Genomic DNA, 14,268 nt, shown 5'->3' with positions numbered 1-14,268 from the left:
AAAAAGAGAGGATACGCCTCTCTTTCGGTTATTTTTCATCATTCATTTTTGACTTTACTTCATCATAAGATAATGCATGAGATTCCTCTTCTACTGTTTCAGGCATCTTTCCTGTTTCGTAAAGAGATTTAATTTGCGTACTATCCAATGTTTCGTATTTCAATAATGCTTCTGCAATCAACTTGTGAGTTTCACGATTTGACTGAATAATTTCAGCAGCTTTATTTCGTGCTTCATTTAATAATGAACGAACTTCTTCGTCAATTTCATAAGCTGTTTGTTCTGAAATTGATTTTTGAGGACTCTGTGCACCAAACATAGCATGATTTCCTTCATATTGTACTGGGCCAAGTTTTTCACTCATACCGTACTCTGTAACCATTGCACGCGCCATTTGTGTCGCTTGTTCAAAATCGTTTGAAGCTCCTGTAGTTTGGACATTAAAGATAATTTCTTCAGCTACACGTCCACCCATTAAGCCAGCCAATTGCTCTTTTATATCTTCTTTGGAAAGAAGCATTTGGTCTTCCTTAGGAAGTGCAATCATATATCCGCCGGCACGTCCACGTGGTACGATAGTAACTTTATGAACAACACGAGCATTCGACAAGACTAAACCAACAATGGTATGTCCAGCCTCATGGTAGGCAACCAATTCACGTTCTTTTTGTGAAACTGTCTTATCTTTCTTAGAAGGACCAGCAATAACTCTATCTTCTGCTTCATCAATATCTGAAGCATCAATTATCGATTTATTGCGACGAGCAGCAACTAGAGCCGCCTCATTCAATACATTCTCTAAATCAGCACCAACAAAACCTGGAGTTTGTTGAGCCACTAATTTCAAATCAACATCTTCTGCTAAAGGCTTGTTCTTAGCATGAACTTTCAAGATTGCTTCGCGACCTTTAACATCAGGACGGCCAACCAATACTTTTCTATCAAAACGTCCTGGACGCAAAAGGGCAGGATCAAGTACATCTGAACGGTTTGTCGCAGCGATAACGATAATCCCTTCATTTCCCTCAAAACCATCCATCTCAATCAAAAGTTGGTTCAAGGTTTGTTCACGTTCATCATTTCCTCCGCCAAGACCAACTCCACGTTGACGTCCAACAGCATCAATTTCATCGATAAAGATAATAGCTGGTGCTGCTTTTTTAGCATCTTCAAAAAGAGAACGAACACGACTAGCTCCAACTCCGACAAACATTTCTACAAAGTCCGATCCTGAGATACTAAAGAATGGAACACCTGCTTCTCCAGCAACTGCCTTAGCAAGCAAGGTCTTACCTGTCCCCGGAGGTCCCTCTAAAAGAACACCTGCTGGAATACGGGCCCCAAGTTTTGTAAATCGTTTTGGATCTTTTAAGAATTCAACAACTTCAACTAGTTCTTGTTTTTCTTCCTCAGCTCCAGCAACATCTGAAAATCTTACTTTAATATCTTCTTTATTTGCGGCTTTAGCCTTACTACGTCCAAAACTCATTGGGTTACGGCTATTATTTCCTCCCATATTTCCCATCATAGAGAATAGGAAGAAGAATAGAATACCGAATGGCACAATGGATACAAGAATATTAATCCACATACCACTTGAACTTTCATGCTTAACAGTTACTTCCGCCTTATGGTCAGAAGCAAGTTTTTGCAATTCTGATACTGTAGTATCTGAAGGAAGAATAATACTTGAAAATTTCTCTACTGTTGTAGCAGAAGGAGAAAAGAACTGGATACCTGTTTCTTCTTTACTTGTTTTAGGATTTTTATAGACACCTGAAACTTCGATAACACTGCCATTTGGTTGGTAAGTCAATTCTTTTACATTGTCATCGGTAATTTCTTTTACCAATTCTGTATAATTAATTTGCTCACTTTTCCCTGCAACACTACCTGTACTAAAATACTGATAAGCTGTAACTAGGAAAAAAATAAGTAATAACCATAGAAAAGGATTTTTAATTAAACCATTATTTTGTTTTTTCATTAAAAATTGTTCTTTCTAATTTGAATATACTTCTTCTTTCAATACTCCAACATAAGGAAGGTTACGATAATTTTCTTTGTAGTCTAAACCATAACCTACTACAAACTCATTTGGAATAGTAAAGCAGGTATAGTCAGCCTCAATTTCTACAACACGTCCCTCTGGTTTATCCAACAAGGTTGCAATTTTAACAGAGGCTGCTTCTCTTGCAATAAACATATCTCGTAAATTCTTCAAAGTTTGACCTGTATCGATGATATCCTCTACAAATAGAACATCTCTTCCTTTGATATCTTGAGTTACATCTTGTTTAATATTGATCACACCGCTACTTGCTGTTCCACCATGGTAGCTCGAAACCATCATGAAGTCCATTTCAATATGTGTGTCGATATGTTTGACCAATTCGGCCATAAAAGGAATAGATCCTTTTAAAATCCCAACTAAAATTGGATTTTTTCCTGCATAGTCTTTAGTTAGTTGGGCACCTAATTTTTTAGCAGCTTCTGTAATTTCATCGTGTGAAACGAGGATTTTTTTAATATCGTTTTCTAACATTTTTTTACCTATCTATTTTTTCTATATAAAGTATAGTGTTCATTATATCATTTTTCGTGTTTTTACTCAAATTACTGGTCGCAATTCCCAAAATTGAGACAATTTCACCAAATTGCTCAATAATAAGAGCAGATTTTCGCTTTTCCATAGGGATTTTCAAATCAATAAATAGACGTCTGAGTTTTTTTCTATGCCCATTTTGAACCAAAACATCTCCTGGTTTTCGATAACGAATGTGTATGGATGTTTCGCGTGAAACAGGTATTTGTTGAATTGATTCACCTTCTAATGGAATCCCAAAGGAAAATAAATATCCTTGATAAGATACCTGATTTTGATAGTGTAACACAAGTTCATCTTCCTTTTCATCAGCCTGCGGACTGATTTTACAAATCTGAAACTGTTGGTACTCTTTTATCAATTCATAGCCATTTTTAAGCGGATGACGATACTGGCTTTTAGATTTTAAAATCTGTCGAACTTCATCAAACTGAGCTTTTGTAAGATTCAAATCTGGAAAACGATTCAGATAAGTTTGAAGTAAAACTCTTTGTGTAGACTCAGAATAAGAAAATAACTGTTGTAAATTTTCCACATCAATATTCTTTGATAATTCAGCTATAGCTAGGTCATAATCTAAAATTTCATTTCCGATACTTAAGATTGCATCTCTAAATCTAGGATTTTCTTTTTCTAATTCTGGTAAATAAGAATTTCGAATACGATTGCGAAAATAATGATTTTCCTGATTTGATGTATCTTCAAAGTGAGAAATTAGTGGAAAGTCTTTTTTCTGAAAATGCAAGAAGGGACGAATGATTTCTATCTCTCCGACTACTTTCTTCTCCTTAATTCCTGATAGATAGCGCAATCGAGTTCCTCTAATCAAACGCATCAAAATCGTTTCCACCTGGTCATCAGCATGGTGAGCAGTGATCAAGGCTGTCGCACCAGTCTTTTTCATGACCTCTTGAAAAAAATCATAGCGAAAATTTCGAGCCCTTTCTTCTGAAAATTCTCCTGAAAAATTGCTGATATAAATAGGAAGCTCTGCTTCAGCAGCCAACTTCCTTAATTCCTTTTCTTCCCAGTCTGACTCTACTCTCTGCTTATGATTCACATGAGCCAGAATCAATTCAATTTCTAACTCTTCTTGATAAGTAGACAATACCTTAAATAGAAACATAGAATCTAATCCACCAGAAAGAGCTAGCACCACTTTAGCATGCTTTTTGAAATATCCTCTTTTGAGAAAATGATTTAAAAAATCCTGTTCCCTCATTTTAGAACCTCATAAACATCCTTGGCTATCTTAGAAATCGTATCATAATCAGAATTCTTAGTAAAAATAGAAAGCACAAATGGAGAATCTGCATAGACAACACCCGTATCATGCTTAAATTCATCCGCATCCCCAATTTTATGAGCTACCTTCACAGAAACACCTTTGGCAATGCGCTCATTATCAAAATCTGTTTTGGTCAAGGACTCCAATACAAATCCGTTTTGATTATAAATAGCTTCCATAACATTCCCAGCCATTTTAGAAGAAATCAATTTTTCTTTTGGATCCCAATTATCTCCCATAATAGCAGACATCTTGGATTTAAATGTGGCATCAGATTGGTTTGAAATGTAATATCCCAACAGATTATGAGCTACGTTATCCGATTCTTTTGATACTTTCGTTATTAAGTCCTTGAGAGAATACTCTTTATTATCCTCTTTTTTAGGGAGGCTACCACTTCCCTCTGGTTTATAAGAACCTGGAAAATCATTGACTGCAGATACGTATTTTACAGTCGTGTCTAACTGATAAATCCCCTCATTTATTTTTTCTTGCGTATAATAAAGATAAGGGAGTTTCAAAACACTAGCTGCATACATCTTTTCATCTTGATTGATACCAGCTTCTTTTCCAGTAGTCAGTTGCTTAACATAAATAGAAAATGAATCCTTCTGATATTTTTCCGATAACATTTCTTGGACTTTACTCATCCGATTATCTTCTTCAGAAGTTGATTCTTTAGCTACCCATCCAGTCTGATCAATATGTAGAAATTCTCTTCCTTCTACAAACATGGTCTTATCGATTGATACCTGAGAATAAGCTGATAAGGATGATTTCACTTCTTTTAAGTCATAAGGACTATTGTACAGTTTAAAATCAAATTCTAACCATACTTTTTTTATTGTTGGAGTTATCTCTGATTGATCATATAAAAATCGTTTGTCCGCAGCTATAAATTGATGATTTGATAGCTTAAATACCGGAATTCCTTGTTTATTTAAGCGCCACTCGGTTATTTGAAAACTTGTTTGGGGAGTCAATTTTCCAGATTCCACTACTAAATCTTCATTCGCATAAACAGGAACCTCTCCATAAACCATGGGAGAACTTAATTTTTCTCTAAAATAAATACCAAAGTTAGATTGTGAAAGGTAATAAATTTCTTTCGAAGTATAGACTACTTCTTTTTCTGTGCTAACGACTTTTGAAATGGTCAAAAAACTCGGTAACAACAAAATAATTAAGAATTTACGCATTCTTCCTTTCCTTTTCTTCTTGTAAACGCAATAATTGATTTTTATCAGCCAACTCTTCCAGCTTTTCTTCCGATAGACTCAAAAATTGCTCTATTACATCTAATAAATTTCCCATTTTATCACCTTGGGAGCAAGTCAGGAATCGTATAAACAGCTTCCCGATTCTTAGAATAATAATATTTTGCACGCATGTATTTAGCAGCATAATCTTCATCTTTCAACTTTGTGGCAAAAGCTGTCTCTTTCTCCTTTTCCTCACTCAAGGTTTGATACTGAGTTTGCAAGTCTGATAACTGTTGACGTCTTTGGAGTAATTGATGATAGCTTTGAGCAAGATTATAAGTTGGTAAAATGAACAATAAAATCATCAAAATAAGAACCCAACCCATGAAACGATTACGTTTTTGTCGTTCTTTCATCAGATAGCGACGACGTTGGTGTTCATTTTGAATAAAAGAATTATTCAATTGTACGATATTTTTAGACATTTTCTTCTACCCGTGTTTCACTGATAATTTCATACATTCCTGCTGCATCTTCTTTTTTTGTACTATCCTTCATCTCTAGTACTTTTACAAGTAGCAACTTATTGCCAAAGCGAATTTCAACTTGGTCATTAACTTTCAAATCCGTTGAACTTTTGGCCAAGATTCCATTTACCTTGATTCTTCCTTTATCTGCTACTTCTTTTGCGACTGTACGACGCTTGATAATTCGTGATACTTTTAAATATTTGTCTAATCTCATTTTTATTACCTCAAATTATTATTGTATCATTTTTATCTATTTTTATTGTATCATTTTTATCTATTTTATAGAAGAAAAATGTTAAAGGGAATTGCCTTCTTTCGATACTTTTATCTCTAATAAACTTTCTCCAAAAATCAGCAAACCTTCTAAAATTTCATAATCCTTCTTGTTTCGGACATCAAATATAACTTCCATTAATCCCTTATTCTCAGTTATGGCTGCTTTTAAGTTCGTTGCGGATAAGGCTTTAAAATAATCTTGAGCCAAGAATAGTCGTTGAGTGACTTTTTCAAATTGAACTGTAATCTTATTTTCTTTTCTTTCCACACGTTCTACAAATACCTTGTCAAAATATGACTTGACCAAACCAATCTCTAAAAGATAGGCCACTACGTCTGGGTATTCTCCAAAGCGATCCATCAATTCTTCTTGTAGTTCTTCATAGTTGACACGATTGTCAATTTGACGAATTTTCTTGTAAATTTCAATCTTATGTCGTTGGTCAGGAAGATAGGCGTCAATTTGTAAAATCAACTCAGCATTTCCTTTGCTTCTTTTATTCCCATTGCCGTTCCGTTTAGCAATAGCTTCCTCTAGTAACTGCGAATACAATTCAAAACCAACAGAATCAATGAAACCAGACTGGGACTTTCCTAGGAGATTTCCTGCTCCCCGAATCGAAAGATCTCGCATCGCAATCTTAAATCCTGAGCCTAATTCTGTAAATCCCTTAATCGCTTCTAATCTCTTCTCAGAGACTTCACTGATTGATTTTTCTGGACGATACATGAGATAGGCATAAGCAATACGATTGCTACGACCGACTCTTCCTCTTAATTGATACAAGGTTGACAAGCCCATGTGGTCTGCATTTTCAATAAATAAGGTATTGGCATTTGGAATATCTACCCCTGTCTCAATAATAGTAGTCGTCACCAAAATATCATACTGACCTTCAATAAAGTCAAGTAGAGTATTTTCTAACTGAATTTCACTCATTTGTCCATGAACATACCCAATCGAAGCCTCTGGAATCAACTCCTGTAATTCTGAAACCTTCTGGTCAATCGTGTCAACTTTATTGTAAAGATAGTAAACTTGACCTCCACGCTCCATTTCACGCAAGACAGCATCACGAATGACACTATCATTCTTCTCTAATACATAGGTTTGAACAGGATAGCGATTGGTTGGAGGAGTTTCAATAACAGACAAATCTCGAATTCCCAGCATAGACATGTGGAGAGTACGAGGGATTGGCGTTGCTGTCAAGGTTAGAACATCTACTTGTTTTTTCAGTTCTTTCAAAGTTTCCTTATGCTTAACACCGAATCGTTGTTCCTCATCAATAATCATCAATCCCAAATCTGAAAACACAACATCTTTTGACAAAACACGATGCGTTCCAATCAAAATATCGACTTGACCATTCTTTAGTTTTTCAAGTGTTTCTGCCTGCTCTTTTTTACTTCTAAAGCGACTCAACACATCAATATTAACAGCAAAATTTTGGAATCGTTCCTTAAAATTCGTATAGTGCTGTTGCGCTAAAACCGTCGTCGGAACTAGAACGACAACCTGTTTGTGATCATTGACTGCCTTAAAGGCTGCACGCATAGCAACTTCAGTCTTTCCAAAACCAACATCCCCAACTAAAAGTCGATCCATTGGTTGAGAAGCCTGCATATCTCTCTTGATTTCCTCAACACTACGAAGTTGATCATCCGTTTCAACATAAGGGAAGGCATCATCAAAAGCATGTTGATCCTCATCATCAGCTGAGAAAGCAAAACCCTTCAACTGGCTGCGCTCAGAATAAAGTTTGATTAAATCGTCAGCTATATCCTCTACCTGGTTCTTAACTTTTTGCTTGGCTTTTTTGAAATGACCGTCATTTAATTTATTGAGTTTAGGAGCTTTACCGTCACTTGAAACGTATTTGGAAAGTAGATGAATCTGTTCCACTGGGATAGAGATTTGATCCCCGTTTTGGTATTGAACACTGACATAATCACGGTGAATCCCTTTGATTTCAATTGTTTCAATCCCTAGATATTGACCAATTCCATGGATATGGTGAACAACGTAATCTCCTTTTTCAAGTTCATTGTAATCTTTTAATCTCTCTGCGTTTGAAACATGTTGTCTTCGAAAACGACGTTTCAATTTCTTTTGAAAAATCTCATGTTCAGTTATCAATAAAACCTTTTCATCTACAAAATGAAAACCATGTCTGAGATTACCCTCAATTAAGTTTACAGATTCTTTACAAACACTTGACTTATCTCTAGAATCCAATTTAATCTGGTATTCCTCTAAAACATCCTCCAATGTTTTACTTCCCATTGAATTGCTAGACTGCAGGATAATAGTATAATCCATTTTTTTGTATCGCTCAATTTCTTCTTTTAGAAAAGAAAATTGATTGAAAAACTCCTGCATAGGATATTGATTAAATTGATAAATTTGGTCAAACTTGAGATTGCCTAACCCCTTTTGCAGATTAGAGAAAAAGGTAACCGGACTCTGCTTTTTATAGATTTGCTCTGTATCTGCAAAATACTGCATCTCAGAAAATGCTTTACTGTTCTGTAATTCTTCTGTAAAGTATTGTGCTAACTCCCTTTCAAAGACTTCATACTGATTCATCAATTTCTGATAATCATCAAAGAATACTGGGGTATCTTTTTCAATATAGTCAAAGACAGTCCATGTCTTTTCATAGCACAAAGATAAAAACTTCCGTGAATCTGAATGTATTTGTTTTTGGTGAAAACTTGAAAGAATTTCTTCTAGATAGGATTTCAAAATCGGTGATAACGTTTTTGAAATTTGTTTTTCTAAAGCTGACTGTCCTCGTTGATAATCCTTTTCTCTCAAAAGCATATCACTAGCTGGAAAGATAGTGAGTTCTGTCTGATTTTCTTTCGATAATTGTGTTTCGACTTCAAATAACCTAATACCATCAATTTCATCACCAAAAAACTCAATTCGGCAAGGTTCTAACTGGGATATTTCAAAAATATCTAAAATATCTCCTCGTATACTAAACTCTCCCTGAGTTTGTACTTGTGTAACTTTTCGATAGCCTATCTCTTTTAACTGATGGATAAGTGCGTGTTGGTCATATTCTTCACCAACTGTTATTTTTACAATACTATCTTTAAATATATTGGGAGACGGTAAAATCAATCGACTTGCTGCGATATTACAAACTAAAATCCCTTTCTTAGATGAATCAGTCAAAAAACGCAAGGCTTCAACCCGTGAAATGATTTTTTCTTGTGAAGACATCAAAAACTCGACCATAGGGGAGTCATCTACCAAAAATGGATAGATAAGTTCCTCACCCAAGACAGATATAAGATCACTAACAAGTCCTTCTGCTCCTCCATAAGTTGACGTCAATAACACAATCTTATCTTCCTGTCTCAAACTACTAGCAATTGCTAAAGCTTTTGTAGAAGTTGACAATCCTAACATTAATTGTCTTTTCTTATCTGTCAGATTTCGATGCCATTTTTTTATCTGATCATTTTCTGAGAATAAATCTAATAAGGCCACCATTTATCCGTTATACCTCTGCATCGTTTTTTCAAAGTTTTTCTCTTGTAAATAGTAGTTTACAGAATCGTCAACTTTGTCAATAGACTGTAAAATACCAATATAATCATCCTTGTCAAACTTACTCAAAACATGGTTAACAACTGACATTCCATTTTTAGGTCTTCCGATTCCAATCTTAACACGATTAAATGTCTGGGTTCCAATATGTTGAATAATAGACTTGATACCATTATGACCACCTGCGGATCCCTTTGCTCTTAAGCGAATCTTTCCAACTTCCATGTCAAGGTCATCGTAAATGATGAGTAAATCTTCAATATCCAAACCATAATAAGTTAATAAAGCATGAACCGCTTTTCCACTTTCATTCATAAATGTCGTTGGTTTGACAAGATAAATTTTTTCTCCATTTAGGAAAAAGGATGCTAGGTCAGCTTGAAATATTTTATCATGTGTAAAAGTGACATTCTGTTTCTTCGCTAGTTGGTCAATCAACATAAAACCAACATTGTGTTTTGTTTCAAAATATTTATCCCCTGGATTTCCTAATCCTACAAGTAATTTGGTCATTTATTTTTCCTTTCAAAAGCCAAAAGGGTTGGAATTTTTTTCCAACCTAATTGACACTATTCATTAATTTTTTTTAGACATTAAAGCGGAATTCCATAATATCGCCATCTTGAACAATATATTCTTTTCCTTCTTCACGCAAGCGTCCAGCTTCTTTTACAGCCTTTTCAGATCCGTATTTCACTAGATCCTCATATGACATAGTTACTGCACGAATAAATCCTTTTTCAAAGTCTGAGTGGATAATACCAGCTGCTTGAGGAGCCTTCATACCACGTTTAAAGGTCCAAGCGCGAACTTCTTTTTCACCAGCTGTGAAGTAAGTTCCCAATCCAAGTAAGTGGTAAGCTGCACGAGTCAACTTGTCAACGCCTGACTCTGTCAAACCAAGTGCTTCAAGAAACTCTTGCTTATCTTCTTCGTCTAACTCAGAAATTTCTTCCTCAGCACGCGCAGAAATAACGACTACTTCAGCATTTTCTGTCGCTGCGAATTCACGAATTTGTTTAACATAGTCGATAGAGTCAGGTTCTGAAACAACATCCTCATCCACATTGGCAACATAGAGCACTGGTTTAGTCGTCAAAAGGAAGAGACCTTTGACAACTTTTTGTTCTTCATCTGTAAATTCAATAGTTCGAGCTGATTTTCCATCTTCTAGGACTGGTTTAATCTTTTGAAGAACATTAAACTCAGCTACTGATTCTTTATCTTTTTGCGTACGTGCCATCTTTTCTACACGCGCATAACGCTTATTAACTGATTCTAAGTCAGCAAGAATCAACTCCAGGTTAATAGTATCAATATCTGCAAGTGGATCTACAAAGGCGTCTTCACGTCCTTGCTCGCGCATCACATTTTCATCATCAAAAGCACGAACTACGTGAACAATCGCGTCTACTTCACGGATATTAGCCAAGAATTTATTCCCTAGCCCTTCTCCTTTTGAAGCTCCTTTTACAATTCCTGCGATATCTGTAAATTCAAATGTTGTTGGAACTGTCTTTTTAGGAGTGATCATTTCAGTCAATTTTTGTAGGCGTTCATCTGGAACCTCAACCATTCCAACGTTTGGATCAATCGTCGCAAATGGATAGTTTGCAGCCTCTGCTCCTGCTTTTGTAATTGCATTAAATAGTGTTGATTTACCAACGTTTGGCAAACCAACGATACCTGCTGTTAAAGCCATATTTTCTCATTCTCCGTTTTTATTTCAATCCCTAATATTATAACACAAAAAGGGAAAACTTGCTAACCCTCTAACTGAGGGGTTTCAGTCAATAATTTTATTCATTTTTCGATCAAAATCATAGCGCCCCATCATGACAACATGGTCACAATTGCTACATTTAATTTTGATATCTGCTCCTACACGTGTAATTTCCCAACGATTGGCCTTTTTACCTGTTGACTTGATGGTGCAAGCATGTGGTTTTTTCATTTCAACAAAATTTCCAACTTGATACATACTACTCTCCTTTTCTTTTTCGATTATATCATAAAAGAGGCGAGCCAGGCTCAACCTCTTTCACTTAATTTGTACGAACTGGTGTAATGAGCTGCATGAAGTCTTCATCAGTGTCTGCTGGCACAAGAGTAAATGGACGAACAGCTGAGATAAAGCTAATGGTCACCTTTTCGCTATTTAAAGCCTTAAGAGAATCAATCAAGTAAGTTGGGTTGAAACTAATAGTCAAATCTTCACCAGTCACCTGATCAGTATCGATTTCTTCGTTTACTTTACCAACTTCTGGAGAATGAACATGGGCGCTAACAATACCACCTTTAATTTCAAGCTTCACAGTACCATTTTGAGTCGCACTTGATAAAAGGCGAGCACGCTCCATTGACTGACGTAAGTTTACCACATCAAAAGTAATAGTAGTGTTAAAGTCTGTCGGAATCAAGCGATCTGTATCAGGATAGTTACCTTCTAACAAACGAGTATAGAAGCTAATATTTTCGCTTCTAAAGAGGATTTGATTGTTGGCAAAGAAAATCTCTACAGTTTCAATATCGTCTGTAAATACTGCTGAAAATTCGCGTAGAGAACGGCTAGGAATCACGACATCAAAATCATCACTATTTTTTTCAAGAGTCAATTTTTTCTGGCTTAGACGATGAGAGTCTGTTGCAACTGTTTTTAACTCTTTGTGTTGGCTCAATACAAAATGAACACCTGTTAAAATTGGACGACTTTCTTGTGTACTTGCAGCAAAAGCTGTTTCATTGATAATTTTCTTGAGTAATTTTGTTTCAAGAACCAAAGGAGTGCTTGCTGAAATTTCTTGGATTCGTGGATATTGTTCACTATCTTTTCCTTTTAGGGTAATTTCTGATTTACCGCTGGTTAAAACAATTTGATTTTGTTCAATTTCTTTAAAATCAAGAGTCACATCAGGTAGACTAGATACAACATTGATGAAGAAAGAAGCTTCAAGAAGGATCGAACCTAAAGAAGTAATTAACAAACCAGCATCTTCATTTTTTTGAGAAATAAAATTTTCAATTGAAATTTGACCATTTGAACCAATTAAAGTAACACCTTCATTGGTTACGTCAATTTTTACGGTTGATAAAATAGGAATGGCATTTTTAGAGCTAATAGCTCTCTTAGTAGTATTTAAGGCTTGTAGAAATAAATTTTTATTAATTGAAAAATGAATCATGGATTCTCCTTTATTTATTTTTAGTATTAGAAGGATAATAGTAATAATAGGGTCTGTGAAATCTGTGGAAAACAGACTTTAAACAAGTCATATCAAGTTTTTTGGCTTGTTTAAAAAATGTGGATAAAAAAGATAATAAAGTAAAAGTTATCCACAAGTTATTTAATTTTCTTTTTGATGGATTCAATTTCTAAACGTAAATTATCGTCTTCATCAATCAAAGATTTAATTTTGGCATGAGCATGTATGACTGTTGTGTGATCTTTTCCACCAAATTCCTTCCCAATTTTTGGAAGACTATTATCTGTTAATTCTCTAGATAAATACATGGCTACTTGACGGGCCAAAACAATATTTTGAAGGCGTCTGCTTCCCTTCATTTCTTTGACACTAACACCATAGAAGTTCCCTACTTCAGTTTGGATTTTATCAATTGGAATGACGAGGATTTGGCTAACATCTTGTTTTCGAGCTCTAATAGCTTCTGCAGCGATATCGATAGTGATATCCTTAATCTTCTTCACTCTGGCAATTAAAGTGATGTCGTTTATTGCTCCTTCAAGTTCTCGGACGTTTGAATCAAATTGACCAGCTAGGTATTCTAGGGTATCACTTTGGAAATGGTAGTCTAAATTCTCTGTTTTGCTTTGTAAAATGGCAATACGTGTCTCAAAGTCAGGTGGTGTGATGTTTTGCGTCAAGCCCCAGCTAAAGCGCGTGACAAGTCTTTCTTCAAGGCCCTCTAAGTGTTTAGGGCTACGATCACTAGTCAGAACAATTTGTTTTTGATTGTTATGGAGAACATTGAAAGTATTGAAAAATTCTTCCTGAGTTGCAACTTTTTTTCCACTCAGCGATTGAATATCATCAATTAACAAGAGATCGAGGCTACGGTAGGTTTTTTTGAACTTATCCATTTCACCCAGTCTCAGATGTTCAAGAAAGTCGTTTATAAAGCTTTCAGCAGGAATGTACTTAACACGCGCATCAGGAATATTTTTCAAAATCTCATTCCCAATTGCATTGAGTAAGTGAGTCTTACCAAGGCCAGGTCCTCCATAGATAAAAAGAGGATTATAGGTCAAGGCTAAATCTTCAGAAACAGCCAAAGCGGCTGATACTGCCCAAACATTCCCATCCCCTTGAATAAAATTATCAAAGGTATATTTTTCTTTTAATCCAGTATCCGAATAAGGAATAGATGCTAACTTTGGACTATAGTCATAAAGAGTTGAATTTGGAGCTTCTTCAACTTGTGAGACAGTAGTATCTTGAGGTTTGATGAAAATATAGTGGGGAGTTATCTCAGCATCATAAATCTCAAAACCAGCTACTACAATGATATCTTTTAGTTGTTTTTCCCAGACCATTTCCATTTCAGATCGTGGTAAAAATATAGTGGCAACATTTTCCTCTACCTTGATGAGTTCAGCTTGAATAGCATAGAAATCATACATGGATCGAGTCAGTCTTTCTTGAGCAAATTCTAAGATACGATTCCAAAATTGTTTTTCTTTCAATCCGTCCTCCTCCTTTACTACTTGTTTAAAAGTTTAATACTAGACTTATTTTACCATAGATAGTAAGATTTTTCCACAAGTTGTGAAAAATAATCCACAA

13 protein-coding genes are annotated in these 14,268 nt (G+C 35.4%); all 13 read right to left on the bottom strand.

The features are described from left to right. Positions 1-28: 28 nt before the first annotated feature. Entirely contained in the window at positions 29-1,987 is a 1,959-nt protein-coding gene (gene ftsH / locus STYK_RS00065) for an ATP-dependent zinc metalloprotease FtsH (protein WP_084923909.1), read from the bottom strand. Between the two features lie 15 nt (positions 1,988-2,002). Continuing rightward, the gene (gene hpt, locus STYK_RS00060) at positions 2,003-2,545 is read right to left on the bottom strand and encodes a hypoxanthine phosphoribosyltransferase (RefSeq protein ID WP_020902319.1); all 543 of its coding nucleotides are present in this window, start codon (positions 2,543-2,545) and stop codon (positions 2,003-2,005) included. A 4-nt stretch (positions 2,546-2,549) separates the two neighbouring features. Further along, the gene (gene tilS / locus STYK_RS00055; RefSeq protein ID WP_084923908.1) at positions 2,550-3,827 is read right to left on the bottom strand and encodes a tRNA lysidine(34) synthetase TilS; all 1,278 of its coding nucleotides are present in this window, start codon (positions 3,825-3,827) and stop codon (positions 2,550-2,552) included. Next, entirely contained in the window at positions 3,824-5,092 is a 1,269-nt protein-coding gene (locus STYK_RS00050; protein ID WP_084923907.1) for a serine hydrolase, read from the bottom strand. The genes tilS and STYK_RS00050 overlap by 4 nt, the downstream gene beginning before the upstream one ends. Continuing rightward, positions 5,085-5,207 carry an SP_0009 family protein gene (locus tag STYK_RS00045; RefSeq protein WP_261805005.1) on the bottom strand — a complete coding sequence of 41 codons (123 nt, stop codon included), beginning with the start codon at positions 5,205-5,207 and terminating at the stop codon, positions 5,085-5,087. Before STYK_RS00045 ends, STYK_RS00050 begins: the two co-directional genes overlap by 8 nt. Positions 5,208-5,211: 4 nt before the next feature. Further along, positions 5,212-5,580 (bottom strand): septum formation initiator family protein, encoded by a 369-nt coding sequence (locus STYK_RS00040; protein WP_000041905.1) that lies wholly within the window; start codon positions 5,578-5,580, stop codon positions 5,212-5,214. Next, the gene (locus STYK_RS00035) at positions 5,573-5,839 is read right to left on the bottom strand and encodes an RNA-binding S4 domain-containing protein (RefSeq protein ID WP_001234978.1); all 267 of its coding nucleotides are present in this window, start codon (positions 5,837-5,839) and stop codon (positions 5,573-5,575) included. Before STYK_RS00035 ends, STYK_RS00040 begins: the two co-directional genes overlap by 8 nt. Before the next feature lie 81 nt (positions 5,840-5,920). Next, positions 5,921-9,409 carry a transcription-repair coupling factor gene (mfd, locus tag STYK_RS00030; RefSeq protein WP_261805004.1) on the bottom strand — a complete coding sequence of 1,163 codons (3,489 nt, stop codon included), beginning with the start codon at positions 9,407-9,409 and terminating at the stop codon, positions 5,921-5,923. After that, entirely contained in the window at positions 9,410-9,979 is a 570-nt protein-coding gene (pth, locus tag STYK_RS00025) for an aminoacyl-tRNA hydrolase (protein ID WP_004255263.1), read from the bottom strand. It lies immediately after the preceding gene. 73 nt (positions 9,980-10,052) lie between these two features. Next, the gene (gene ychF / locus STYK_RS00020; RefSeq protein ID WP_001218713.1) at positions 10,053-11,168 is read right to left on the bottom strand and encodes a redox-regulated ATPase YchF; all 1,116 of its coding nucleotides are present in this window, start codon (positions 11,166-11,168) and stop codon (positions 10,053-10,055) included. 84 nt (positions 11,169-11,252) lie between these two features. Further along, positions 11,253-11,447 carry a DUF951 domain-containing protein gene (locus tag STYK_RS00015; RefSeq protein ID WP_000285186.1) on the bottom strand — a complete coding sequence of 65 codons (195 nt, stop codon included), beginning with the start codon at positions 11,445-11,447 and terminating at the stop codon, positions 11,253-11,255. Between the two features lie 64 nt (positions 11,448-11,511). Next, complete coding sequence (dnaN, locus tag STYK_RS00010) at positions 11,512-12,648, bottom strand: DNA polymerase III subunit beta (protein ID WP_000581174.1); 1,137 nt, start codon at positions 12,646-12,648, stop codon at positions 11,512-11,514. Positions 12,649-12,806: 158 nt separating this feature from the next. Next, the gene (dnaA, locus tag STYK_RS00005) at positions 12,807-14,168 is read right to left on the bottom strand and encodes a chromosomal replication initiator protein DnaA (protein ID WP_004255267.1); all 1,362 of its coding nucleotides are present in this window, start codon (positions 14,166-14,168) and stop codon (positions 12,807-12,809) included. Positions 14,169-14,268 lie beyond the last annotated feature (100 nt).

This window comes from Streptococcus toyakuensis (genome assembly GCF_024346585.1).
GTDB lineage: Bacteria > Bacillota > Bacilli > Lactobacillales > Streptococcaceae > Streptococcus > Streptococcus toyakuensis.
This window is presented reverse-complemented; position numbering and strand designations above follow the sequence as displayed.

Coding starts and splice junctions, on each gene's coding strand:
- ftsH (WP_084923909.1), bottom strand. CDS start 1,987: ATGAAAAAACAAAATAATGGTTTAATTAAAAATCCTTTTCTATGGTTA.
- hpt (WP_020902319.1), bottom strand. CDS start 2,545: ATGTTAGAAAACGATATTAAAAAAATCCTCGTTTCACACGATGAAATT.
- tilS (WP_084923908.1), bottom strand. CDS start 3,827: ATGAGGGAACAGGATTTTTTAAATCATTTTCTCAAAAGAGGATATTTC.
- STYK_RS00050 (WP_084923907.1), bottom strand. CDS start 5,092: ATGCGTAAATTCTTAATTATTTTGTTGTTACCGAGTTTTTTGACCATT.
- STYK_RS00045 (WP_261805005.1), bottom strand. CDS start 5,207: ATGGGAAATTTATTAGATGTAATAGAGCAATTTTTGAGTCTATCGGAA.
- STYK_RS00040 (WP_000041905.1), bottom strand. CDS start 5,580: ATGTCTAAAAATATCGTACAATTGAATAATTCTTTTATTCAAAATGAA.
- STYK_RS00035 (WP_001234978.1), bottom strand. CDS start 5,839: ATGAGATTAGACAAATATTTAAAAGTATCACGAATTATCAAGCGTCGT.
- mfd (WP_261805004.1), bottom strand. CDS start 9,409: ATGGTGGCCTTATTAGATTTATTCTCAGAAAATGATCAGATAAAAAAA.
- pth (WP_004255263.1), bottom strand. CDS start 9,979: ATGACCAAATTACTTGTAGGATTAGGAAATCCAGGGGATAAATATTTT.
- ychF (WP_001218713.1), bottom strand. CDS start 11,168: ATGGCTTTAACAGCAGGTATCGTTGGTTTGCCAAACGTTGGTAAATCA.
- STYK_RS00015 (WP_000285186.1), bottom strand. CDS start 11,447: ATGTATCAAGTTGGAAATTTTGTTGAAATGAAAAAACCACATGCTTGC.
- dnaN (WP_000581174.1), bottom strand. CDS start 12,648: ATGATTCATTTTTCAATTAATAAAAATTTATTTCTACAAGCCTTAAAT.